Source organism: Rhizobium sp. P1_E1, from assembly GCF_056406015.1.
This window is the reverse complement of sequence record NZ_JBFUAY010000005.1, coordinates 1-22,278: the sequence shown is the minus strand read 5'-3', so window position 1 is coordinate 22,278 and position 22,278 is coordinate 1. Positions and strand designations below refer to the sequence as shown.

At 58.9% G+C, this 22,278-nt stretch carries 23 protein-coding genes, 1 tRNA gene and 1 pseudogene; 11 read left to right on the top strand and 14 right to left on the bottom strand.

All coding sequences use genetic code 11. From position 1 onward, the window contains the following. Position 1: 1 nt before the first annotated feature. From AC1D1Z_RS03795 to AC1D1Z_RS03775, 5 genes and pseudogenes are all read right to left on the bottom strand, one after another. Positions 2-745, bottom strand: a complete 744-nt coding sequence (locus tag AC1D1Z_RS03795) for an aspartate/glutamate racemase family protein (RefSeq protein ID WP_477849552.1) — start codon at positions 743-745, stop codon at positions 2-4. A 1-nt stretch (position 746) separates the two neighbouring features. Continuing rightward, on the bottom strand, positions 747-1,568 hold the full coding sequence (locus AC1D1Z_RS03790) for an ABC transporter permease (RefSeq protein WP_018242920.1): 822 nt from the start codon (positions 1,566-1,568) through the stop codon (positions 747-749). A gap of 43 nt (positions 1,569-1,611) precedes the next feature. Continuing rightward, positions 1,612-2,157: pseudogene (locus tag AC1D1Z_RS03785) on the bottom strand (ABC transporter permease); the annotation flags it as partial. A 300-nt stretch (positions 2,158-2,457) separates the two neighbouring features. Next, positions 2,458-3,756, bottom strand: a complete 1,299-nt coding sequence (locus AC1D1Z_RS03780) for an ABC transporter substrate-binding protein (RefSeq protein WP_018074083.1) — start codon at positions 3,754-3,756, stop codon at positions 2,458-2,460. 52 nt (positions 3,757-3,808) lie between these two features. Next, on the bottom strand, positions 3,809-4,897 hold the full coding sequence (locus AC1D1Z_RS03775) for an ABC transporter ATP-binding protein (RefSeq protein ID WP_018446597.1): 1,089 nt from the start codon (positions 4,895-4,897) through the stop codon (positions 3,809-3,811). A 267-nt stretch (positions 4,898-5,164) separates the two neighbouring features. Between AC1D1Z_RS03775 and AC1D1Z_RS03770 the strand changes: the two genes are divergently transcribed. After that, positions 5,165-5,875, top strand: coding sequence for a GntR family transcriptional regulator (locus AC1D1Z_RS03770; RefSeq protein WP_018242923.1), 711 nt, complete (start codon positions 5,165-5,167; stop codon positions 5,873-5,875). A 63-nt stretch (positions 5,876-5,938) separates the two neighbouring features. On the opposite strand, the gene AC1D1Z_RS03765 is transcribed toward AC1D1Z_RS03770, so the two are convergent. Then, the gene (locus AC1D1Z_RS03765) at positions 5,939-6,352 is read right to left on the bottom strand and encodes a DUF4174 domain-containing protein (RefSeq protein WP_018446598.1); all 414 of its coding nucleotides are present in this window, start codon (positions 6,350-6,352) and stop codon (positions 5,939-5,941) included. A gap of 199 nt (positions 6,353-6,551) precedes the next feature. Further along, positions 6,552-6,935: a BRA0787 family protein gene (locus tag AC1D1Z_RS03760; RefSeq protein ID WP_018446599.1), complete on the bottom strand. Its 384-nt coding sequence runs from the start codon at positions 6,933-6,935 to the stop codon at positions 6,552-6,554. A gap of 355 nt (positions 6,936-7,290) precedes the next feature. Here AC1D1Z_RS03760 and AC1D1Z_RS03755 point away from each other — a divergent pair, with 355 nt between their 5' ends. Together AC1D1Z_RS03755 and AC1D1Z_RS03750 are read left to right on the top strand one after the other, a co-directional pair. Then, complete coding sequence (locus tag AC1D1Z_RS03755) at positions 7,291-7,497, top strand: hypothetical protein (RefSeq protein ID WP_018242926.1); 207 nt, start codon at positions 7,291-7,293, stop codon at positions 7,495-7,497. 25 nt (positions 7,498-7,522) lie between these two features. After that, complete coding sequence (locus AC1D1Z_RS03750; protein ID WP_018446600.1) at positions 7,523-7,753, top strand: DUF2934 domain-containing protein; 231 nt, start codon at positions 7,523-7,525, stop codon at positions 7,751-7,753. An 88-nt stretch (positions 7,754-7,841) separates the two neighbouring features. On the opposite strand, the gene AC1D1Z_RS03745 is transcribed toward AC1D1Z_RS03750, so the two are convergent. Further along, entirely contained in the window at positions 7,842-9,767 is a 1,926-nt protein-coding gene (locus tag AC1D1Z_RS03745; RefSeq protein ID WP_477849547.1) for a DUF5054 domain-containing protein, read from the bottom strand. A gap of 336 nt (positions 9,768-10,103) precedes the next feature. Further along, entirely contained in the window at positions 10,104-10,298 is a 195-nt protein-coding gene (locus AC1D1Z_RS03740; protein ID WP_018242928.1) for a hypothetical protein, read from the bottom strand. A 123-nt stretch (positions 10,299-10,421) separates the two neighbouring features. Here AC1D1Z_RS03740 and AC1D1Z_RS03735 point away from each other — a divergent pair, with 123 nt between their 5' ends. The 3 genes from AC1D1Z_RS03735 (at position 10,422) to AC1D1Z_RS03725 (ending at position 12,168) form a co-directional block, all read left to right on the top strand. Beyond that, positions 10,422-11,147, top strand: a complete 726-nt coding sequence (locus AC1D1Z_RS03735) for a LuxR family transcriptional regulator (protein WP_130652794.1) — start codon at positions 10,422-10,424, stop codon at positions 11,145-11,147. 155 nt (positions 11,148-11,302) lie between these two features. Next, the gene (locus AC1D1Z_RS03730; RefSeq protein ID WP_477849545.1) at positions 11,303-11,968 is read left to right on the top strand and encodes an acyl-homoserine-lactone synthase; all 666 of its coding nucleotides are present in this window, start codon (positions 11,303-11,305) and stop codon (positions 11,966-11,968) included. Continuing rightward, entirely contained in the window at positions 11,965-12,168 is a 204-nt protein-coding gene (locus AC1D1Z_RS03725; RefSeq protein WP_018242931.1) for a hypothetical protein, read from the top strand. The genes AC1D1Z_RS03730 and AC1D1Z_RS03725 overlap by 4 nt, the downstream gene beginning before the upstream one ends. Before the next feature lie 121 nt (positions 12,169-12,289). On the opposite strand, the gene AC1D1Z_RS03720 is transcribed toward AC1D1Z_RS03725, so the two are convergent. Then, a complete protein-coding gene (locus AC1D1Z_RS03720; RefSeq protein ID WP_018242932.1) occupies positions 12,290-12,658 on the bottom strand; it encodes a response regulator in 369 nt (122 codons plus the stop codon). A gap of 201 nt (positions 12,659-12,859) precedes the next feature. On the opposite strand from AC1D1Z_RS03720, the gene AC1D1Z_RS03715 reads away from it, so the two are divergent. Then, a tRNA-Ile gene (locus AC1D1Z_RS03715) sits at positions 12,860-12,935 on the top strand. A gap of 355 nt (positions 12,936-13,290) precedes the next feature. Here AC1D1Z_RS03715 and AC1D1Z_RS03710 read toward each other — a convergent pair. After that, complete coding sequence (locus tag AC1D1Z_RS03710; protein ID WP_130712065.1) at positions 13,291-13,479, bottom strand: helix-turn-helix transcriptional regulator; 189 nt, start codon at positions 13,477-13,479, stop codon at positions 13,291-13,293. Positions 13,480-14,362: 883 nt separating this feature from the next. Here AC1D1Z_RS03710 and AC1D1Z_RS03705 point away from each other — a divergent pair. The 4 genes from AC1D1Z_RS03705 (at position 14,363) to AC1D1Z_RS03690 (ending at position 19,359) form a co-directional block, all read left to right on the top strand. Continuing rightward, complete coding sequence (locus tag AC1D1Z_RS03705; RefSeq protein WP_477849541.1) at positions 14,363-15,715, top strand: tyrosine-type recombinase/integrase; 1,353 nt, start codon at positions 14,363-14,365, stop codon at positions 15,713-15,715. Continuing rightward, a complete protein-coding gene (locus AC1D1Z_RS03700; RefSeq protein ID WP_168277983.1) occupies positions 15,712-16,611 on the top strand; it encodes a hypothetical protein in 900 nt (299 codons plus the stop codon). Before AC1D1Z_RS03705 ends, AC1D1Z_RS03700 begins: the two co-directional genes overlap by 4 nt. Positions 16,612-17,006: 395 nt before the next feature. Next, positions 17,007-17,393, top strand: coding sequence for a hypothetical protein (locus AC1D1Z_RS03695; protein WP_168277981.1), 387 nt, complete (start codon positions 17,007-17,009; stop codon positions 17,391-17,393). Next, a complete protein-coding gene (locus tag AC1D1Z_RS03690; protein WP_168277979.1) occupies positions 17,383-19,359 on the top strand; it encodes an AAA family ATPase in 1,977 nt (658 codons plus the stop codon). Before AC1D1Z_RS03695 ends, AC1D1Z_RS03690 begins: the two co-directional genes overlap by 11 nt. On the opposite strand, the gene AC1D1Z_RS03685 is transcribed toward AC1D1Z_RS03690, so the two are convergent. The 3 genes from AC1D1Z_RS03685 to AC1D1Z_RS03675 form a co-directional block, all read right to left on the bottom strand. Continuing rightward, complete coding sequence (locus tag AC1D1Z_RS03685; RefSeq protein WP_477849538.1) at positions 19,346-19,621, bottom strand: helix-turn-helix transcriptional regulator; 276 nt, start codon at positions 19,619-19,621, stop codon at positions 19,346-19,348. The genes AC1D1Z_RS03690 and AC1D1Z_RS03685 overlap by 14 nt on opposite strands. Before the next feature lie 775 nt (positions 19,622-20,396). Next, a complete protein-coding gene (locus AC1D1Z_RS03680) occupies positions 20,397-20,873 on the bottom strand; it encodes a TIR domain-containing protein (RefSeq protein ID WP_168277975.1) in 477 nt (158 codons plus the stop codon). Continuing rightward, positions 20,873-22,278, bottom strand: a 1,406-nt coding sequence (locus tag AC1D1Z_RS03675) for an SIR2 family protein (RefSeq protein WP_477849536.1), incomplete at its 5' end; no start/stop codon positions are given. The genes AC1D1Z_RS03675 and AC1D1Z_RS03680, both read right to left, overlap by 1 nt.

The following is a 22,278-nucleotide window of genomic DNA, read 5'->3' as shown; positions in this document are numbered from 1 at the left end:
GTCAGCCGACCTTCAGGATCGGCGAGAAACCGCTCATCGCCCCAGTGAAGGGTTTCGGCAGCGGCGAGGCGTAGGAGCCGCGCTTGCTGGTGCAAAGTCCGAGCGACACCAGCGCTTCGGCCTGCTTGACGGCGGCGGCGACGCCATCGACGACAGGCACGCCGTAGATCTCCTGCAGCTCGCGGGCCAGATCGGTCATGCCGGCACAGCCGAGTACGATCGCCTCGGCTCCGTCTTCTGAAAGCGCCCGCTCGATCTCGGCCCTGAGCTTGCCGATCGCGCCGGAGGCCGCATCTTCCAGCTCGAGCACCGGGATATCGGAGGCGCGCACCTTGGCGCGGTCGCCCATGCCATAGCGGCGCACCAGATTGTCGATCAGTACCCGCGACCGCTCCAGCGTCGTCACCACGGTGAAGCGCTGCGCCAGAAAGCCCGCCGTCACCACCRCGGATTCGCAAAGCCCGAGGATCGGCACGTCGGCAAGGGTCCGCGCCGCTTCGAGCCCAGTATCATCGAAGCAGGCGATCACGGCCGCATCATAACCCGCCGGCTGCCGGTCCCTGAGTTCAGCGAGCAGACCGGGGATCGCCAGCGCACCGTCGTAATGTCCTTCGATGGAGACCGGCCCCATGCGCGAGGTGGCGGCGATGATCTCCGTGCCGGATGCCGCCACCGCACGCGCGACGGTCGCGGCCTTCTCGGTCATGGAGGCCGTGGTGTTCGGATTGACGATGAGGATGCGCATGTCAGTTTATCTTTGCCTGCCGCCGGCTGAGCATCGTCATGATGCCGAGTGCGACGAGAATGATGGTGAAGGAGAACAGCGTCGTCACCGTGCCGAGCGCATAGAGCACCGGCGTCGTGACGTTGGTGGTCATGCCGTAGATTTCGAGCGGCAGCGTATTGTAGGTGCCTGATGTCATCAGCGTGCGGGCGAATTCGTCATAGGAAAGCGTGAAGCCGAACAGGCCGACGCCGACGAGGCTCGGCGCGATCATCGGCAACACCACATGGCGGAACGTCTGCCAGGAGCTGGCGCCAAGGTCACGCGCCGCCTCTTCATAGGCCGGCGAAAAGCGGTTGAAGACGGCAAACATGATCAGCACGCCGAACGGCAGCGTCCAGGTCAGATGCGCACCGAAGGCCGACGAATACCAGGCAGGCTTCAGCCCTCCCTCCTGGAAGACGACGCCGATGCCGAGCGAGATGATGATCGACGGCACGACGAGGCTGGCAACTGTGGCGTAGAACAGCGCGGTGGAACCGCGGAAGCGGCGGCGGAAGGCAAGGCCGGCGAGCAGCGAGACGACGACAGTCACCACCATCACCATCAGCCCGAGGGTGAAGGAGCGGCGGAAAGAAGCGCCGAAATCGCCGACCGCCTGCTTCTCGAACAGGTTGAAGAACCAGTGCGTGGAAACACCGTTCATCGGGAAAGTCAGGCCGCCATCCGGCCCCTGGAAGGAGAGGATCAGGATCGCCGAAAGCGGGCCGTAGAGGAACAGCACGAAGATGATGAAGAAGATCGCCAGCAGATAGAATTCCAGGCCGCGTTTTTCGTGGTTCATCTCAAAGCTCCTTGCGGATGTCGACGACACGCAGGATGGCCGCGACCATCAGGAGCACGACGGCGAAATCGGAATAGAGCAACCATTCGATCGGCTTGGGGATGATGCCCATATTGATCAGCGTCGAATTGACGAGGCCGTTGCGCCCGAGCACCGGGATCCATGAGATCATGCGGATGATGTTCGACGTCATGAACGGCACGGTGCAGACGAGGAAGAGGATCATCTGCGTCGAAGTCTTGCGAATGTGGAAGGCCAAGAAATAGGCGATCCAGAAGCCGATGACGAGCGTCAGCGACCAGACAATCGCAGTGAATTTCAAGGTGTTAAGATAGGTCTTCCACGTCACCCACGAACCGAGCGTGTCGGTGTAGTTCATTGTCAGGAAATCGGGATAGAGACCGGCAAAATCGTAGTCCCAGAAGCTGACGACACCGATCATGGCGATCGGCAGCAGGAAGAAGAAGCCGAGAATGACGAACAGCGGCGTCGCCTGGAGATAGGATATCGCCGATGGGGAAAGCTTCAGTCCGCGCCCGCCGCGCGCGCCCTGGCCGTCCTCCTCCGTTTCCGCCGCGATGGTCGCCATGATCCGGTTCTCCGTTGTCTCATTGTCAAGCGTGACGACCGAGGGCTCGTGCCCCGCCCCTCGTCCGCCTGCCGGCACCTTCTCCCCGCCGAGGAGAAGAGAATCGCGGCGGCACCTAAGCCACCGCGCACCTCAGTTTCGTCTCGCGGCCAAACCGCGAACTCCCTCTGCTCGCCAAAGGACGGGTCGAGACCCGTGGCTCGACCCCGGTCAGATGCCAGAAGGGCAGATGAGTGGGCGGAGCGAAGCCACGTCTTGAGCATCGCCAAAGACAGTGGCTCTCCGCCCTCTCTGCGGAGATCAGGCAGCGATGAACTCGTTCCAGCGACGGACCATGTAGCGGTCCTCGTCCATGACGGAGTTCCAGCAGGCAACCGCGCCCATGCGGGCTTCGAAGGAACCGCCGTCGCGAACGGCGCCGGCCTTCTCCATGACTTTGCCCTCGGGAGACAGGATATCACCCTGCGCCGGCTTGCCCTCGATCCAGTAGCCCCATTCGTCGGCCGACATGAATTCCTTGGCGGTGTCCATGCAGGCGGAATAGTAACCCTGGCGGTTGAGGTAGCCGCCGACCCAGCCCGACGTGTACCAGTTGATGTATTCATAGGCGGCATCGAGCTGCGCGCCCTTGAGATGCGAGGCAAGGCCGAGACCGCCGCCCCAGGCGCGATAGCCTTCCTTGAGCGGCTGGAAGGTGCAGGCGATGCCCTTCGAACGGACAGCGGCGACGGCCGGCGACCACATCGACTGGATGACGACTTCGCCCGAGGCCATCAGGTTGACGCTTTCGTCGAACGACTTCCAGAAGGCACGGAACTGGCCGTCACCCTTGGTCTTGATCAGGAAGTCGATCGTCTTGTCGATTTCTTCCTTCGTCATGTTGCCCTTGTCGGCATATTTGATCTTGCCGGAGGCTTCCATGATCATCGCCGCATCCATGATGCCGATCGACGGGATGTTGAGGATCGCGGTCTTGCCCTTGAAGGCCGGATCGAGAATATCGGCCCAGCTGGTGATCGGACGGCCGGTGAGGTCGGGGCGAATACCAAGCGTATCGGCGTTGTAGATGGTCGGAACCATCGTCATCCACTGCGTCGGCTCCTTGGCGAACTTCTTGGAACCCTGCGCCTCGACGAAGCCGACCGTGTGCGGCGCCGTGCCCTGGGCGATGACGCTTTCCGGCTTCAGCTTGCCGTTGATGAACAGCGGCACGATCTTGTCGTAATATTTCAGCTTCTTGACGTCCATCGGCTGCATGACGCCAGTCGGGAACACCTTCTTGGCGATCCAGTATTCGATGTCGGCGATATCATAGCTGTCAGGCTGGGTGACGGCGCGCTGGGCGGCGGCGTCTGAATCGGTTGCCGTCATCTCCAGGGTGATGCCGAGATCGGCCTTGCACTTCTCGGCGATGGCATTGATGTTCGAAACACCGGTGCCGAACTGGCGAAGCGTGATGTTCGTCTGCGCCCAGATGGTGGGAAAGCCGGTGATGGCGCCGGAGCCGGCGATGGCGCCGACGGCGGCAGCACCCGTCTTCAGCAGCGTGCGGCGGGAAAGTCCCTTCTCCGCCTTGGTCGATGTCGTTTCAGTCGTCATGTCAGTTCCCCTTTTCTTGGATAGAAGGTTCAGTGTTCTTGATGGTGATGGCTCATGCGGAAGAGCGGCCGAGAAGTACGGCATCTTCGAGCGCCCAGCTGAGCGAGACGGTGTCGCCAACGGCAACCGGCCGGGCGAAATAGTCGCCGTCGTCGGCAATGACGGTGAAATCGTCGCTGCCGGCGCCGATAACGGTGATCTTTACGGAAGAGCCGCGATATTCGATGTTGGAGACGATGCCGTCGAAGCCGAGCGTCCATTCGGTCGCCACTTGCAGGCGGACGCGGTCGGTGCGGATACCGATATCGACAGGCTCGCCGACTTCCCTGCCCGTCCCGCGCACGGAAAAGCTCTGACCTTCCGGCACGGTCATGACGAGCACCCCGTTCTCGCTCGAAGTCACCCGGCCGGACAGCACATTGTGGTCGCCCATGAAGCGCGCGACGAAGGCAGTCGCCGGCCGCTCGAAGACCTCGCGCGGGGCGGCCGCCTGCTCGATCCGGCCGTCATTCATGATGACGATGACGTCGGCGAGCGCCATCGCCTCTTCCTGGCTATGAGTGACGTGCACGAAGGTGATGCCGAGCGACTTCTGCAGCTTCTTGAGTTCGGCGCGCATGCGGATCTTCAGGAACGGATCGAGCGCCGACAGCGGCTCGTCGAGCAGCAGCGCTTCCGGATCGGTGATCAGCGCGCGCGCCAGCGCCACGCGCTGCTGCTGGCCGCCGGAAAGCTGGGCCGGACGCCGGTTGGCATAGGCCTCCATCTGCATCAGTTTCAGCATCTCGAGCGCCTTGGCTTGCCGCTCTTGCCTGTCGACGCCCTTCATCTTCAGACTGAAGGCGACGTTGTCGATCAAATCGAGATGCGGGAAAAGCGCGTAGGACTGGAACATCATCGCCGTGCCGCGCCTGGCCGGCGGAAAATCGGTGACGACGATATTGCCGAGCCTGATGTCGCCCGACGAGATGCTCTCGTGGCCGGCAATCATGCGCAGCGTCGAGGTCTTGCCGCAGCCCGACGGGCCGAGGAAGCAGCAATAGGAGCCGGCCGGAATCTTCAGGCTGATCGCATGGACCGCCGTCGTCGCGCCATAGACCTTCGAAACGGATACTATATCGATCTCTGCCGCTTTCGACATCGTGCCTTCCCCTGTTCGGAAAAGACGATGCATCTGCCGTGCCAAACTCCGTTGCTCGCGTCAAGCCATTGCGAAATCAGGCTTTTTTCGACGCAAAACTTGCGAGAGCAAATTATATGCACAACGAACTCTGCACATGATTTAGGCTATCGTGCACAGTTTGTGCAGAAAATCGTATACAATATTGCCATCATTTCGGGCACAAATTCCGTTTAACTTTTGCCGCGAACACGGATATGGTTTCTCGTCATCAGGAAATCGATTTTCATGAAATCCGCCGCCAAGGCTCAGCAAGCCGAAGACTCCGCCGAAACAGGCGCGCAACAGATCCGCGATGCCATTCGTGAAGCGATTGTCGAGCGCAGGCTCTCGCCCGGCACCAAGCTTTCGGAGAGCGATGTCGGCAATCTCTTCAACGTCAGCCGCACGCTTGCGCGCGCCGCCCTGCAGGCGCTGTCCTATGAAGGCCTCGTCAGCGTCGAGAAGAACCGCGGCGCTTTCGTCGCCTATCCCTCGCCGGAAGAGGCTCGCCAGATCTTTTCCGCCCGACGCCTGGTCGAACCCGGCATATTGCGCGAGGCCGCGGCGCGGATCACGCCTGATGACATCGCGCATCTGAGACAGCTTCTGCTGGAAGAAGGCCGTCTGATGAGCGAGCGCGGCCAGACGGCGCGCCGCGCCGAAATCAAGGCATCGGGCGATTTTCATCTGACGCTGGCGCTCATATCAGGCAATTCGATCATGCAGCGCTTCATGGAGGAACTCGTCGCCCGCTCCTCGCTGGTGATTGCGCTCTATGGGCAGTCGACCGCATCGAGCTGCGGCCACTCCGAACATGGTGACATCATCTCGGCGATCGAAGCCAACGAACTCGACCGCGCCTGCCAGCTGATGCTGCATCATATCGCCCATATCGAGGCCGATCTCGACCTGCGTGAACGCAAGAGTCTGGGCCTCAAGGAAGCCTTCGAACTCTGAACATGCAAAAGCTGCGGGCGCGGATGCTCCACCGCGCTCCGCTTCAAACGGAATCTCGAAACACTACCAAGGCGTCTTCTTCGGCAACATCTCGAAGGCCGCGAAGATATCCTCCGCGGTCATTGGCTCGCTCGAGCGCAGCTTCACGGTTCCGTCGCGTCCGATCAGGATCAACCCGAACTCGCCGGTCGGCGGCCCCTGCAGCCGCTCGCGAATATCGTCGGCATCGAGTTCCCAGTCATCGTCGAACAGCGCAAACGCGCCGCCGCCGGCGATGCTGAACACTTCGACGTCTTCTTCGATGAGGCGCATATGCGACTTGCGCAGCCATTCGTCCTGAATGAGCGCGCGGTCGTCTTGCGCATCGGCGAAGATGATCAGCACCCKCTTCCTGTCGCGAAACTGCTCGAGCGATTGCGGAAGGTCAGGCTCACGCCTGGATGTACCGATGATTTCATGAACGATGGATTTTAGCATGGTACTTATTCCTCGCCCGTCGCGACTGCATAATTCCTTAGATCGGGATCGATTTAAGGATAAAATTATGCGGCAATTCAAAGTGCCACAGCGGCGCTGTAGCGGCGGGCCGTGCCTGCCGAATTAAACGGTTGGGAATAGGTGAGGTTCCGCCAGGAAGCGGAAAAGGATCGCAGCCATGGCCGCGATCCTCATCCTGTCAGTCGCGGCTCTGGTCTTCGGACGCGTGGGCCGAAACGGCAACGAGATCCACGGCACCGGTGGCGAGAAGGCGCTTGCGCACCAGCACGCGCATGACGCGCGCCGCCGTGGAGAAGGTCATCTGGTCGAGCGGGCCTTCGCCCTCCCACGGCTTGGTCAGCCGTTCAGTGACGGCGCCGACAATGTTCATCGGCACAATGTCGGTGCATTCGCGCATGGCTTCGAAAACGAAGCTGATTGGAATGACCCTTCCTTCGTGGGTCACGATCGGCTCGGTCAATTCGCTGTCCCATTCCTCAAAGGCATAGAGCGCTTCGCGAAACAGCTGCTGGAGGGTAAACGGCGCGTGGCCGTTATGAAGTGGCGGCAGTGCATTCATCATGTCTGTCTCCTCTTGTTGGATTGAAGCCAAGTCCTCCGGTATCGGTCGGCATCAACGCGGGGAACGAATATTTGCCCCTGCGGACCGAATAACACGATTGATTCTATAGAGTAACGCGCCGGGGTAAAGCCCATTTATCAACCGCTGCGGAAACGAATTCCATAACACCCTGATATTTCTGCATGTTTTAGGCGAAATTTTCTGAGCGTCCCGCATTCTTAAAAATCTATGCCAGCCGCTTCAGATCGCTCCGGAATGGCACGCCGAGGCGAAAAAACCCTGAAAATTCACGGAACTTTTGTCTCTGTAATTTGTTTTGTTCTCACATTCGCAAAACAGTCTGGGGTTATCACCAATGACGCAAATCCATGAGCCGGAGCGCCGAAGCAGAATCCTGCGCGGCCGCCCCTATAGCCTTGACGAATTCGCCTCCAAATATGGCCTGCATGGCGATCAGGCCGAAAGTCTTTTCACCCGTTTCGGACCCTCCTCGATCGAACTCGACCTGCTGATGGCAGCCAAACGCCGGCCACCGGTTCTGCAGGACAAAATTGCCGAATAATACTTTAGACGAGTGGGATGGATAGATGAGCAATAGACGCCACGAATGGATCAGCAAAAGAGCTTACGCGATCTGGGAGGAACAGGGCCGTCCTCACGGCCGCGACGACGAACACTGGCGCCAGGCAGTTGCCGAACGCGATGCACTGGAGCGCACGAAGGCCTCTTCCGACGGTCGCGAAGTACTGAAGTTTCGCCCGAGGCAGCCCGAAGCGCTATGCACCGGCTGGCTCGGCCGATCGGCAAGCGTCGGCTGAACCGCTTCCTGTCTCGGCCCCGGACGGCTCAATCCGTACCGGGTCGAGCGGCAAATCCCCGCGGGATCGCATCCCCGTTAGGGGTGACTCAGTCGAGCCTTAACCGGAAACGCGCCTGAAAATCTCCCTGCCACCACATCGGGAAATTGGTTCCCCATTTATTGTTGTGCAGATTGAAACGGATGCCGGCGGTGAAATCCGGCAACGTCCTGCAAAACGTCATGAAATCTGAGCCTTGCGGCGCAACGAGCGGCGCATCGAAGGTTTCGATTGTCAGCGGACCATCGGCAAGATCACCGCGTGCCGATGTCACCGCCTGCAATTGTCCGCCGCCGCTCGTCGCAATATTCCCCGATCGATGCCAGAGGCCCATCTTGCGGAAATTCCACTCCGCGGCACGATCAGGCGTGAAGGAGAGGAAGCTTGCCTCCGGCATACGGTTGGCCGGCTTGTCAAGCAACGTCAGACGCAGATCAAGACGATCACCCTCGGCGGTGAAATGCAGCATCACATGCGGCGGCGCGCCATATTTCTGCACGGCCTCGACCGGCATCGACAGAAGGATGCCCGCCTCATCAGTCGCTTCCAGCACCGGCAGAAAAATCTTCGAAAGTGCCGCCCCCGACCGGGCAAGCCCCGGCTTGTCATGGTCTAGTATCGCCCATTCCTGCCGATGAGTCAGATAGGTCTGCATGTGACGGTTGATGTCGCCGGCATCGTAGCTCTCGTATCGATAGGCGATCAGCGCGCCGTCGCGGCCGGTGATCGTCCTGCCGGAAGGCGAGGTAATTTCGGCAATATCGCCGCTCACGCCGTCGAGCGCGATCGACCAGCCACCGGCCTGCAAGCGGAGCTCCCGCCCACCGCCCTCGATGACGGCAGGCGTGGCGAGTTCGGCGAGCACGGCCTGGGCCGCCTTCCGGTCCGTCTCGTCAAGCTCCGAGACCGCCTGGTCGAGATAGGCCCGCTGCTCGTCCCAGGAGGCTTCGGTATAGGCGAAGCGATAATTGGATCGGCGCGCGGCCTCGAAATCGGCCCGCGACCACGCCTTGTCGTCGCGCAGATAGGACTTGATATCCACGCCGCAGGTATGCTCGGCCACCATCGCCAGTCCGCGCCCGAAGGCGAGACGCCGCGCATCGAGACCATCCGCCGCGAAACGGTCGTAGAGCCGCTGCAGCGCGAGAAACCGCGCCGTCTTGACCGGATCGCTGCCGCTACCATGGATCCAGCTGTCGCCGAGTTCCAGCTCAACAACAGGAAAACGCTCACGCTCGCTCCAGAGAATGGCGCCGTAATCCTCGAGCGTTGCTGCGCGGATGATCGCATCCGGCCCACGGGCGCGCAATTCGCGATAGGCCTCGGCCGTCTGCGGCACGCTCTGCGGCCCGATATTGTCGTTGGTATGGGCAAAGCTCAGGCCATCCTCGAAACCATCGGGGAAGCAGGTCTCGCCATAGGAGCGCTGGTACATGACGACCACCTCCTCGCCGCCGGGCGCCCGCCAGCGGAAGATATCGGGCACATCGGGCTGCGGCGACGCCGTATTGACACCGAGATGCAGGAAGCGGATGCCCGCCTCGGCAAGCAGCGGCACCATGCCGAGCGTATGGCCGGGCACATCGGTCATCTTTGCCGCGATCGTCGTCTTGCCGAAACGCCGGTCGAGCTCCTGCGAATAGGAAAGCCCGGCCCGAAAGAGATCCGGCGACATCAGCTCCGTATGCGTGGTGAACGGCAGGCCGTGCCAGCGAATCAGTCCGCGCTCGATCGCCTGCTCCAGCGCCGCAACTTCTCCCGCCGAGCGCGAATTCAGATGGTCCCAGATCAGCCAGGCGCCCGTCGTCCAGATGAATTTCGGCTCTTCAGGATTTTCGGCATGAAAATGCCTGGCCGTCTCGATCGCCTGCGGAATGAAGCGCTCGTGATATTGCCGGCGGACTTTCTCGGCATGGTCGGTAAAGCCGATATCGAGATGGGTCTTGAAGACCAGATGCACGCGCTTTTCAGTCATTCCATTTCACACATCGGTGATGACAGTCGAAACAGTCTGCAGCCAGTGGCGGTACAGGTGAGGAGTGTAACCGTTTCCACAAACACCCTTGCTCCTGCCGCAAACGCTCCGTCAACCGTTTTGGAACAAAAGGATAAAATAATGCGGATTTCTTAACCATATATCCAGAACGCAGCGTCCGATCCTTTCGCCGCCAAATCGAATCACGACATGAATGAAGACGTGTTCATTGACAATTTTGCAGAGCAGAAAGGCGGTGGGATTTCCCTGCCGACCGGCGTGGGTGGCCCGCCTAAATTGCGGAGAAAAGGCTGAGCCGTTCGGGAAGGCCGATCGTCAGAAAGCGTTGGTTTCCTGGCAGAGCGCCCGGTGAACCTCGGTCCAGAACAGCGCCAGCGGCCTGTCGCCATTGCGTTCGGCAACGAGGGCGCGGATCAGCGCTTCGGAGCCTGCCATGTCCTGCCAGCTGGATTTCAGGCCCTTGGCGGCCTGTTGGCATTCGGCAATCTCGAATGGTCTCTTGCTGTCCATATGAGGTCTCCTCATCACAGGCGCTAGCAGATGGGACCCGGATTGTCATTCCCCGCATATGTGGGGATGCCTTGTATTTGTGACGGCCCTCGCGGTAGGATTGAGGGAATTGGGGCAGTGGAAATGATTGAGAATACCTATAGCGAAAAGTTCGAGTCCACATTCGAACAGATCAAGGCGGCGGCCAACGTGGATGCCGCCATCCGTATTCTCCAGGCGGAATATAACCTCGATTTCGTCACCTACCATCTCGCCCAGACGATCGCGAGCAAGATCGATTCGCCCTTCGTGCGCACCACCTATCCGGATGCCTGGGTCTCTCGCTACCTCCTCAACAGCTATGTAAAGGTCGATCCGATCGTCAAGCAGGGCTTCGAACGCCAGCTGCCCTTCGACTGGAGCGAGGTCGAACCGACGCCGGAGGCCTATGCCATGCTGGTCGACGCCCAGAAACACGGCATCGGCGGCAATGGCTACTCCATCCCCGTCGCCGACAAGGCGCAGCGCCGCGCCCTGCTGTCGCTGAATGCCCGTATACCGGCCGACGAATGGACCGAGCTCGTGCGCCGCTGCCGCAACGAATGGATCGAGATCGCCCATCTGATCCACCGCAAGGCGGTCTATGAGCTGCATGGCGAAAACGATCCCGTGCCGGCATTGTCGCCGCGCGAGATCGAGTGTCTGCACTGGACCGCCCTCGGCAAGGATTACAAGGATATTTCGGTCATCCTGGGCATATCCGAGCACACCACGCGCGATTATCTGAAGACCGCCCGCTTCAAGCTCGGCTGCGCGACGATCTCGGCCGCCGCCTCACGGGCCGTGCAATTGCGCATCATCAATCCCTAGTCTTTTTGTTGGCGCATGTCGTTATCGCAAAACCGCTGCACAGTTTTGCGCGACATGCTGCCCCCTCATCTGGGGGGGCCTATCTGAGGGAATTTCCGATCCGGCTCGCCTGAACCATTCTGCTTTCCACGAACTTGAAAACGCTGGAGGGCAAAATGTTCGTTATCATTCAGGCACATGAGTATCAGAAATRCGCTGCCGTACTCGACCAGATGTTTCGTCTGCGCAAGAAGGTCTTCGCCGATACGCTCGGCTGGGACGTTCCTGTCATCGGCCCTTACGAACGTGACAGCTACGATTCGCTTGCTCCCGCCTATCTCGTCTGGTGCAATGACAGCCGCACCCGTCTTTATGGCGGCATGCGCCTGATGCCGACGACGGGCCCGACCCTTCTCTACGACGTCTTCCGTGAGACGTTCCCTGATGCCGCCGATCTTATCGCCCCCGGCATCTGGGAAGGCACGCGCATGTGCATCGACGAGGAGGCGATCGCCAAGGATTTCCCCGAGATCGACGCCGGCCGCGCCTTCTCCATGATGCTGCTCGCGCTTTGCGAATGCGCGCTCGATCACGGCATCCACACGATGATCTCCAACTACGAGCCCTACCTCAAGCGCGTCTACAAGCGCGCCGGCGCAGAGGTGGAAGAACTTGGCCGCGCAGACGGCTACGGCAAATATCCCGTCTGCTGCGGCGCCTTCGAAGTCTCGGACCGGGTGCTGCGCAAGATGCGCGCCGCCCTCGGCCTCACCCTACCCCTTTATGTCAGGCACGTGCCGGCCCGCTCGGTCGTGACCCAATTCCTGGAGATGGCAGCATGAACCGCCTCGCTGAAACCGCTACGCAGACCTCAATGCAGAAGGATATCGGCGCGCTGGAGCGCCATGTTCTCGCATCCCGCGACATCGCCACGCAGATAGGGGATCCCTTCCTCTCCTATCTCCTCTCGATGGCGCTGTTCACGATCTACGAGAAGAAAGCCCATCACGAGAACGAGGCGCTGAAGAGCAGCTTCAGCTGAGGGTGCGGTTCCCCTCCGCCCGCCTGAAGACGAGCATGTCTCCCGGCGCCTCGCGCGCAGCCGCAAAAACMGTCCCCGTTTTGCGGCTGCGCGCCCCTGCCATGTCATCAGGACATTGCCGTTACGTCATCAGGGAATTGATGGTCGATATCAGCGCGTCGTGCAGATAGGGCTTCGGCAGGAAAGCGGTATTGGCGGGCAGCGCCATCGGGTCGAGCCGCACCATGCCGGAGGTGATGATGATGCCGATGTTCGGCCGCATCGCCCTCACCCGCTTGGCAAGCTGGAGACCGTCCATCGAGCCGGCCATGTTGACGTCGGTGAATAGAATATCGACATCCTGCCTGCCCTTCAGCACCACCAGAGCCTCGTCGGCATTCGCCGCCTCCAGCGCCACATGGCCGACCTCCTCCAGCACATCGAGGATATTGAACCGGATCAGCGGCTCGTCCTCCACGATGAGCACCACGGCACTGTTCGAAGCCACCATCTGCGATCGCCCTCTTCATGCGGAATGTGACTTGGATAAGTGTAGCCCGCGCGAGAAGGTTCCAGTGGCTGCCCACGAATTATGCATCATCCACAGATGCTTGCGCTGCCCGCTTGTGGCTCCTTGCAATTTGCGTTAGAGCGAACCGATGCTCGCGGGAACCATTGCCCCGGCATCACGGCGCCGGCCACCCGACGCCAAGGGCCTGTAGCTCAATGGTTAGAGCCGGCGGCTCATAACCGCTTGGTTGGGAGTTCGAGTCTCTCCAGGCCCACCATTTTTGCATCCGCAAGGGCGACATCGGACGCCTTTGTCGTAAAAATCCGCCCGGCGTCGGCGAAAACAGTTCGTTTCCAATGCCTTGGCTCGTGAAGCGAACCACGCCGGGCGGTGATTTTCCGATTTCCAACGACTGTTAACCGGCGGGGCCAGGGTTCGAGCCTAGCCAGAAAAGCCCAGTTATCGAGGCTTTTTTCATGGCTCGATATCGCTGGAAAATCGGCATGGCATCATTTCTGGCAACATTGGCGCTCGACGCCGCGCGTTGCCGCATTTGTCCGGCCGCTATCCCCCGTGCGGTCGCTGCCTTTTTTGGCGTCTGAAATCGGGATTCCCATGGTGAAGCCTGTTTCCTAGTTGAAGGGCGGCGGGTTGGCGATCCAGTCATGGATTTCGTCGGCGTAGTAGGCCTTCTTCCGTCCGTCGGTTATGCGGTGCATCTTGGGGAAAAGTCCTTTCTTGGTCATCCGCTTCTGGGTGCTTGGCGACAACGTCGTCAGAGCGTGGACCTGACGCATGCTGTAGAGTCGTCTGGGTTCCATTGCTTACTCTCCCGGTCTGGTTAAGCGGCGATCTTGCCGCCCTCCCGACTATGCTGAGGTCAGCACAAAAGACAACCTTTGATTGAGAGTTGACAATGGTCGGTCGCCGTCTCGGCCACGGCGGTTGCGCCCCTGTCTCCTCGCGCACGGGAGGAGCAGTCCAAGTTCCCTTGATGGCATCGAGCGTGACATCCGAGCGGCAAGTTCAGCTTGTCGGGGGCAATCGCCCTCAGATTTAATAAATGACCACTTCATGATCAAAAATACCATGACATGATCATTAAGTCGTGATACGCTCTTTTAATTGAAGAGCAAGTGGCTGTAAGTGTTCAGACAGAAGGTGGAACCCTGATCGGAGGAGCTGTCGTGGGCCGCTGCGAGTCCTTGCAGATGAGGCGACGCTGGCGACCGCGGATCCTTGAGGGTGATGCAACCTATGAAGGATTCAGAGCTTCTTTAAAAAAGCCGCGAATCCTTTCACAGACCTCGTTCTCTCGGCCCCTCGAAGCAGCAAGAAAACCGACTCCGTGACATATTTATCACGCACGGCCACGGGCGGGCGGCGCAGGGGCATGCTCTTGCCCCAATAATTCGTAGCTACGCCGTCGCATACCGACGACCGGCTTGGTTCGTCGCTGCAAAACAGGCTCGCCCGGTCACTCGATCGGCTCCAAAGTATCTAGCATATTGAGCCCGGTATTGTCACTTGTCCCGCCATCAGCCTGACCGCGGTTCAAAAGACGCCAGGATCGGGCATAGGCGATCATTTGAGGTCAAGATAGACTCTAACTATCTGATAGTATTGATTTTTTTGTAACGTCATGCTTTCTTAGATCGATGCGGCGCTCAAAAACTCGCCATTCTCTATTCAAGGGAGGTACCGATGGTTCGGAAGCTGCAAGATGACAAGGACGTAGTTCGACTGCCGCCGGCGAAGCATGACGCCTATTTCATCCATGACGGCGTCGTGCCCCACCTCCGCGTCCGAATCGGAACCGGGGGAGCGAAGAGCTTCGTGATGCGAAGTAGGTTCGGACAGGCGAAGCATCCCACGACCCGGACGATCGGTGATGCGAACAGGATGACGATCGAGTCGGCGAGAGAGATCGCGCTCGAGTGGAACCACCTCAATCGCAAGGGCATCGACCCATGGGAGGAAGCGATCCTTGCCGAATTGGAGGACGAGAAGTTTCGCCGCCGGACCTTCGCTAACGCGTTGGAGGACTACATTGCCACGCTGCCACTCCGCCCTCAAAACCGCAAGGCGGACGATGACGGGAGAACCCTGCGAAGAGAGTTTCTCGATCCCAAGCGTATTCCGTGGCTCGAAAAGCCGCTCAGGGACGTGACGGGCGCGGACATCCAGCGCGCCATCCAAGCAATCCGCGACCGTCCCGCTCGGACGCAGGCCTTTAACGTCTACAGCCTCATCAAGACCTTCTTTGCCTGGACCGTGACGCCGTTGGGGATGGAGGCATATGGCATAACCCATTCGCCAGTCGCTACTTTGAAGAACTCCACGATGAAGCTCCAGAGAAACGTAGCCACCCGAAAGCACACCTCGAACGAGATCCGCGCATACTTCGCGGCATGCGACGTGATGAACTATCCGATGAACGAGTTTCTCAGAGCCGTTCTACTGACGGGCCAGCGCAAGAATGAAGTCAGACTGGCAGAGTGGTCTGAAATAGACATGGCGAACAAGATCTGGACCATTCCGGCGTGGCGCTTCAAAATGGACAGACAGCAGCCGGTTCCTCTATCCGTGCCGATGCTGCAACTGCTGGGCCGGATAAAGGCCGCCCAGGGGGACAAGCATGGACCGTTCATATTCAGCCGGAATGACGGCCTGACGCCGATGCCGTTCAATGGGTGCGACATGGACAAGTTTCGCGCGAAATTGACTGAAATCTTCCTGGCGAACAACCCCGAGGCAAAATCTCCCGAGCATTGGACGCTGCACGACGACAGGCGGACAGTGAAAAGCGCCCTGAGCAATCTTGGAGTGCCGGAGGACGTCTCCGAGGCTGTGATCGGGCACAGCAAGAAGGTGCTTGAAGAAACATACAACAAAAACTCCTTCAAGATTCAGCGCCGCCGTGCCCTGCACATGTGGGCCGAGGAGGTGAAGTTCATTCTGGACGATCCCGATCACAGCCTCGAGGCGGAGGAGAACATAGTGCCAGACTGGCCGTCTCGCTGGAATGAGACAGATCCGGCGAGGCCAAGCAAATGACACGCGAGGAGCTTTTCGACCTCGTATGGGCCGAGCCCGCTGTGGTGGTAGCCCGAAGGCTAGGCGTTTCAGGTAGCTATCTTGCGCGGGTCTGTACTGCTCTGGAAGTGCCTCGTCCAAATTTAGGATATTGGGCCAAGCGGGCTGTCGGACGTGCTCCGCCCCCGCCGTGTCTTCCTTCCTCTAGTCCCGGCAATCCGTCATCGTGGTCCCGCGACAAGTCGGAGCGTGTCGTGATCAAGCCCTTCTATCAAGCCGCATGCCTTTATCGCAGGGCGGACGATCGCGAAGCCGAGCATCCGCTCGTCGGCCTGACGCGTCGACATTTCGAAGCCGCGGCAGTTCGAACCGATGTCATCGATGACTACCTTCGACTTTCGAACAGGTCCTACCGCCTAGACGTGACGGCGTCTCGCGGGGGATTGGCGACCGCATTGGCATTTGTCGACAACCTCATCAGGGCTTTCGAAGACCGAGGTCATCGCGTCGTCATCGCTGGCGGGTTTCAGAAGCTCGCTCGAATTTCGATCGGCGGCGATGAAAACTCTCGGGAGTACTTTCGGTTGGCGGCGCGGCGACCGACCGTCGTCTATGTCGGTAATATTCCAATCGGCCTTGCGATCATCGAGATCAAAATCTCCAAAAAAATGCAATACGCCGGATACGGCAAGTTCGTTCCAGCGGAGGAGTGGAAGGGGCGACATGTCGGACATACGTGGTCCACCGTCAAGGAGATGCCGAGCGGACGCATAAAGCTCGTCGCCTACGATCCTTCTCGAAGCGCGGGATGGCGACAGGAGTGGCAGGAATCGAAAACCGGCCAACTGGTCGGGCGCGTCGATGAGATCGCAAGGCGGGTCGAAAAAGCCGCAAAAGTGCTGGCGGCAGTCGAGTAGAAGAACCTGTCCGCGGGTTCTCGCTAGCTGCCCCGCGTCGCCACCTCCAATCTGTCGGCTAGACCTCGTCTCGAGCGCATTCTGTGTCGGTCCGCACGGTTTCCCAGGGCGCCTCTCGTTGCGACATCTCGGGTCTCGGTTCGTCGGTTCGATTGAATAGTCTCCACCGATAGGAGCAAGCGATGCCACTCCGCATGGACGTTCTCGGTTTTCTTGGTGCGCCAGATGGCAGTCGCGATAGAAGCCGCCCCCTCTAGTTCCAGCCGTTCAGCGGCCGAGCATAGTTCCCACCGACAGCCGCCGCGCCATCGACATTGTTGACAAATCCCGGTCAATCGGCGACAAAATACTCACAACATGAGCATGGCGCTCATGAGTCGTTGAAGGATTCGTCGATGAAACTACTTCGATTTGGAGAGCCTGAGGGCAACTCGTCGCCACGGGCGATCAGCGCGCGCATCAACTCATCTGCCAGCCTCACCGCGGACCTAAGCAGGATTCTCGTCGATCGCTCCCTTCCCATTCTCAATCCGGATGACGGTCCCCTGGTGGAGGAATGGAACATTGAGTCCCGCATGGTTCCGATGCTGACCGGGTACTTCCGGTATCAGAAAAAAGTCGATCCGCGCGGAGAGGAATGGCTAAGTTTCACGGCGCCGTTGGAACTGCTGTCTGTCGAGGGCCGCGTCGCGAGGTCAATGGAGCGTTGGTACAGGCTTGGGAAACCCTCGCCGTTCGCCAAGGACATGGTTCAGATCTGGGGCGCGACCGATGGAAAGTAGGGCGCTTTCAGCCACCAACGTCCGTAGCAGGAACGTGATCCCGCATGTCTTTGCGAAAATCCGCCAGTCGACGGCTCTATTCCTGGCATATGCAGCGCTGCGGGCGACCTTGAGAGGGCAGTATCCTCTGATGCACGGAATTCCTTCGATCGTTGTTGTCATCACCGGTGGCGTCAAAGTCACCGAAGCTCACCGAAAGGCAGCAGAACTGCTGTTGACGGGGTCGCTGGGATCCTGGACCCGCCGGACTCTCGAGCAAAGGGCTCTTGTACATGTAGTGGAAGCGCCGCTGCGAAAGCGGATCAAACAGTCAAATCCCATTTTAGAGGAGCACGGGAGATACGACGTCATCATCGTCCTCGCCCGAAGCCGCTCTGAGATCCCCTCGGACCTGGCTATAGGCGCAGACGCGCTCGTTGATCTGATCCGTCCGACGGCTCGGCATATACACGCCGTGCGTCGACTGCTTGGCCGCACGCCTTTCGATGAGGAAACGGCGAAGGTCGTCGCGGCGTTAGATTTCTCTCTCCTTGTTCCGGTCGTCAGCAGGCGCAGTCTCCCGGCTGCGGAAGCGCGACGTCTTGTAAGCACGGTCGCGAGCGCCACCGCGGATGGTCCATCTCTCGAAGATCTTCCTGGTTATGGCCGCGCAAAGATTTGGGCTCGCGCATTCGTCACTGACCTCGCCCGCGTCAGAAGCGGAGCGTTGGACTGGGCGGAGATGTCCCGAGGCGTCCTCTTGCATGGTCCCCCAGGTACGGGAAAGACTCTCTTTGCTCGCGCGTTTGCGCGATCGGCGGGTCTGCCTTTGATCGCGGCGTCGGTGTCGCGTTGGCAATCGGCCGGGCACCTCGGAGACCTCCTCGGCGCGATGAGGGAAACCTTCGAAGAGGCGCGGGCAAAACAGCCATCAATCTTGTTCCTGGACGAACTGGATTCGATCGGCGATCGGGCGAAGTTCAGCGGCAGCCATGTCGACTACTCGCGCCAAGTGGTCAACTTCCTGCTCGAGTGCATCGATGGCGCGCAAGGACGAGACCGAGTCGTCGTCGTCGCTGCCACCAACTATGCCGATGTGATCGACCCCGCCCTTTTGCGTAGCGGTCGCATCGAACGGCATATCAAAGTCGAGCTACCAGACGCGGAGGACCGCTTCGACATCCTCCGCTACCACCTAGGCATTAAGGATAAAGAAGATCGACTGAGAACGATTGCCTTCGATCTTGGAGGATGGAGCGGCGCCGACCTGGAAATGCTCGCACGGGAGGCGAAACAACGCAGCCGCTCTTTTGGGCGCGCTGTTCAGATCGACGACGTCGTCAGATCGCTACCGCCGCTGCACGAGCTTTCCGATTCCGAAGCCCGTCGCATTGCATTGCATGAGGCTGGGCACGTCGTGGCCGCCTGTGCCCTCTTTCCAGGGTGCCGAGTCAGCGTTTCACTGCGTAAGAAGTTCCGCTGGCTTGATTCGAAGCGAGTTGCGCCCGGCATTACACTGTATGAGATTTTCGGCGAAGACCAATTGCTCCAGACACGGCAGGCTCTCGAAGACTACATCTGCAGAGCCCTGGCCGGCGCAGCCGCCGAGGAACACGCGCTAGGATCGAAATCGAACGGTTTCAGCGGGTCAATTGGAAGCGACCTGGAGACTGCGACAGTCATCGCCGCGCGAATGCTCTGCTCTTACGGACTAGGCAGAAGCTTAGCGTTCCTGACCGAGGCTACCAAAGTGGATTCAAGCTTCGCCACAAGGCTCCCCAATGATCTGCGCCGGGAGGTCGGTCGTATCCTTGATGAACAGTATTTGCGAGCAAAACTACTCGTCGCCGATCGCACGAGCACGCTCGAGGAAATTGCTGGAGAGCTTCTGGAAAAAGGCACACTCACCGCAGATGATGTCGCCGCCATAGTGTCCAGGAACGCTGCTGCGTTCGTTGATTCTGAAAGATCGTTTATTCGGCTGTAGACTCCATTCTCGAGCCACGGTGACGGATCAACGCAACAGCGGGCCCTCGAGTCGCGTTGCCTTCCACGAAGACGACCCCGGCGRCTTCCAATGCGATACGCACCTTCTCGATCGCTTCGGCCAGCACGTTGCCCTCGCATTTTTCTATCCGTACAATAATCTGACGGCTGACGCCTGCTGCAACCGCAAGCTCTTCCTGGCTGAGGTCCAGCAGCGCCCGTGCGGCGCGCAACGCATTCATAATGTCCGACGTCGAATCCATGAATTCGAACGTGGCTTCATTTGAAAAGCGTTGTCAACAATTAGCGGAAGGATTCAGCGAAGGTACAGCATCCAATAATYGGTCGCGAATCCTTCAGGTCGGCTTGGAGGGGCCTCGTTTTTTCAAAGACTCACGTCGCCGGCCTTCCTTGACGATAATCCGGCGTCGAACTGTGTCGTCGCGCGGGACGGATCCGATATCGCCAGCACCGTCGCCGGAAATCATGGACCGGCTGTCAGGAGGTTTGTCACCTAAGCTATTCTTGTCGCGTCGTTCGTCCATTTCACTGCCGAAAGTAGGGAACTGCTGCGTCTGGAAGCATATAGGATTTCAAGACCTCRGGCCACTCCAAGCCGCCGATTGTTCATTCTTTCTCTACTGTGGACGGCTCGCAGGTCATTTCCTCGTGTATTCCGCCGCGGTCCTGATCCATAGTGGATTGCGGTCGTTCAACATAGAAGGACGACGCTATTCTCGAAGAAACCATCGCGCTCGGGCGGCAGAAGATATCGGCCAAATGGCCAGACCTATGAGGAGGATCGCTGGCATCATGTCTACGTCCCGCACAATGGACCAAGAGCGAAGGAGGGAGGCTAGCTCAGCCTCCCATCATTCGCACCAATCATTTCGATGTTTACTCTCATCTCGATCGAGGCAAAGCTGCGCTGTATGACGTGTGGCAATAAAGGGAACAACCGACTACGGGCAGTTCGCCTGCGCCGTTACCACAGCCRCCTCTCTTAGGGAGGCATAAACATCCCTACTTAGAGATCAATCATCTGCCGACATCTCGCGCGGCGCGCTCGATCCAAGCGCCAATGTTGTTATAGCCATCATCGCGCACCCAATCGTACGTGCGATATAAAGATGTGAACGGCTTGCCATTTGCATGCCAGTGTTCAAGTGGATTTCGCCCTTGCGGATCTGTGCCGGTGAGCGGATCTCGAACGTTGTGGATGTCAATCGCGACAATTCCCATTTTTAGCTGGTAGCTGCGTTTGATTTCGTGCTTGACCCACGGGCGGTCATAAGTATCTCGACCAAAAAGCACGGCGGTGACCGAACAACCCGCTAATTGGTCCTCAATCCATTTCTCGATACCGCCGGGGCGGCGTTTGACTTGTTCAAACTCCGCCTTGTCGTAAAACGGTTGAGCGGCGCCGTGCTCCCGAATAACCCACGACTGCCGCACCTGCTGAATCCTTCGTACATCACGCTCATAATGAAAGCTGAAAAACACTTTGCGTGGCATTACCTCTTGCCTCCCTGCAGAATCTGTACCGCCCTAAGCAGGGGCTCAATTAACTCCATGGGACTTTCCGGCCTTTGCAAGAGGCCGTCTACGATCTTTCCGCCATCGTCGCCCAACTCAGGCACTATCCTGTTTGGATCTTCAAGTACTTTATAGGCGAGAGACTCCGCCGCACCGCCGGTACCGCCAACTGGGATCACTGCTACTCCCTGATTTCGCGCAATCTCGAACTCACGAAACATTCCCTCCGCCACCTGTATTTCGCCATCGACGTCTTTTGTGCCAAACAGGAAAATTGCAATGCCCGCATGAGATAGTATTTCCTGTCGATAATCTTCCCATAACTTAGTGAGATCCTCACCCTTCATGGCTTGAGGGAACGGACGCAAAATAAGCGATTCATCGACTGTTCGATTGCTGCTCAGCACTTCTCTGAGCGCACCCGACAACAGGCTGTCACCTATTCCGGCACCCAGACCGCTTGCGATTCGAGTGCCCTTCGCGACGAGCAATTTTCCTAATGTCTGGGTAAATTCATCAACCACCTCCTTTGACCACCCGCCAAAGTCTACTGAGCTGGCTGCGACGAAAACGGTACGCCTTTTGTATCGGTCGACAAGTTCCTTCAAAAATTCCGTGATTTCACCGTAGTCGTCGATGGTAAGGACGCGGACGTTGAAGCGCCGTAAATCTTCAATCACAAGCGCCTGCCGAAGCTTGTAGTGCTCGAAATCTGCTACGGACTCGCCCTTCAGACGCGTCCGCATCCTGAATACAGCATAATGTCTGCGCTGATTGTTGGCGAATGTCAGGCGGACTCGCGTCAGCACCTGCTCAAGATTGGGGTCGGTGAAGCTGAAACCTAAAAAGAGAAAGGTCTTTGACACAAGGTCGCCAGCTAGGGCGGTTATGAACGCTCCACGATCTCTTGGATAACGCTCAAAATCGTCTCTCGTCGCGACTGCCTCGTCTGGCCGATCTACATCACCATGCATCTTGTAGATGGTAGCGTCACGACGCGGTCTAGTTGTTGCGAGTTGCGGCACGGCGCTTTTCACGTCAACGATCTTGCCGACTGCGCGCAAGGAATTTTCGATCAACCTGTCGTAATTTGTAGTCCACCAGGTCTGGATCGGAAGCTTTGCAAGCAACTTGTGATTTTCTGTCGGCGGATTGTCGGCGGAGATTGCCTCGATCACAGCCTTGTGGAGCTTGTGGCGGTTTGCGCCATTGGCATTAACATGGAATTGAGCGAGGGCAACTAGGTCATTCTCTAGTTGGATGTTGAGCCCTAATTCCTCAGACAATGGACGGATCAATTCCCGCCAATCGACGTATCCAGCAGGTACAGATAGGCCGGCGCCCGCAAAAATCGCCGCGCTGCCCTCAATAAGCTCTCCTAAAT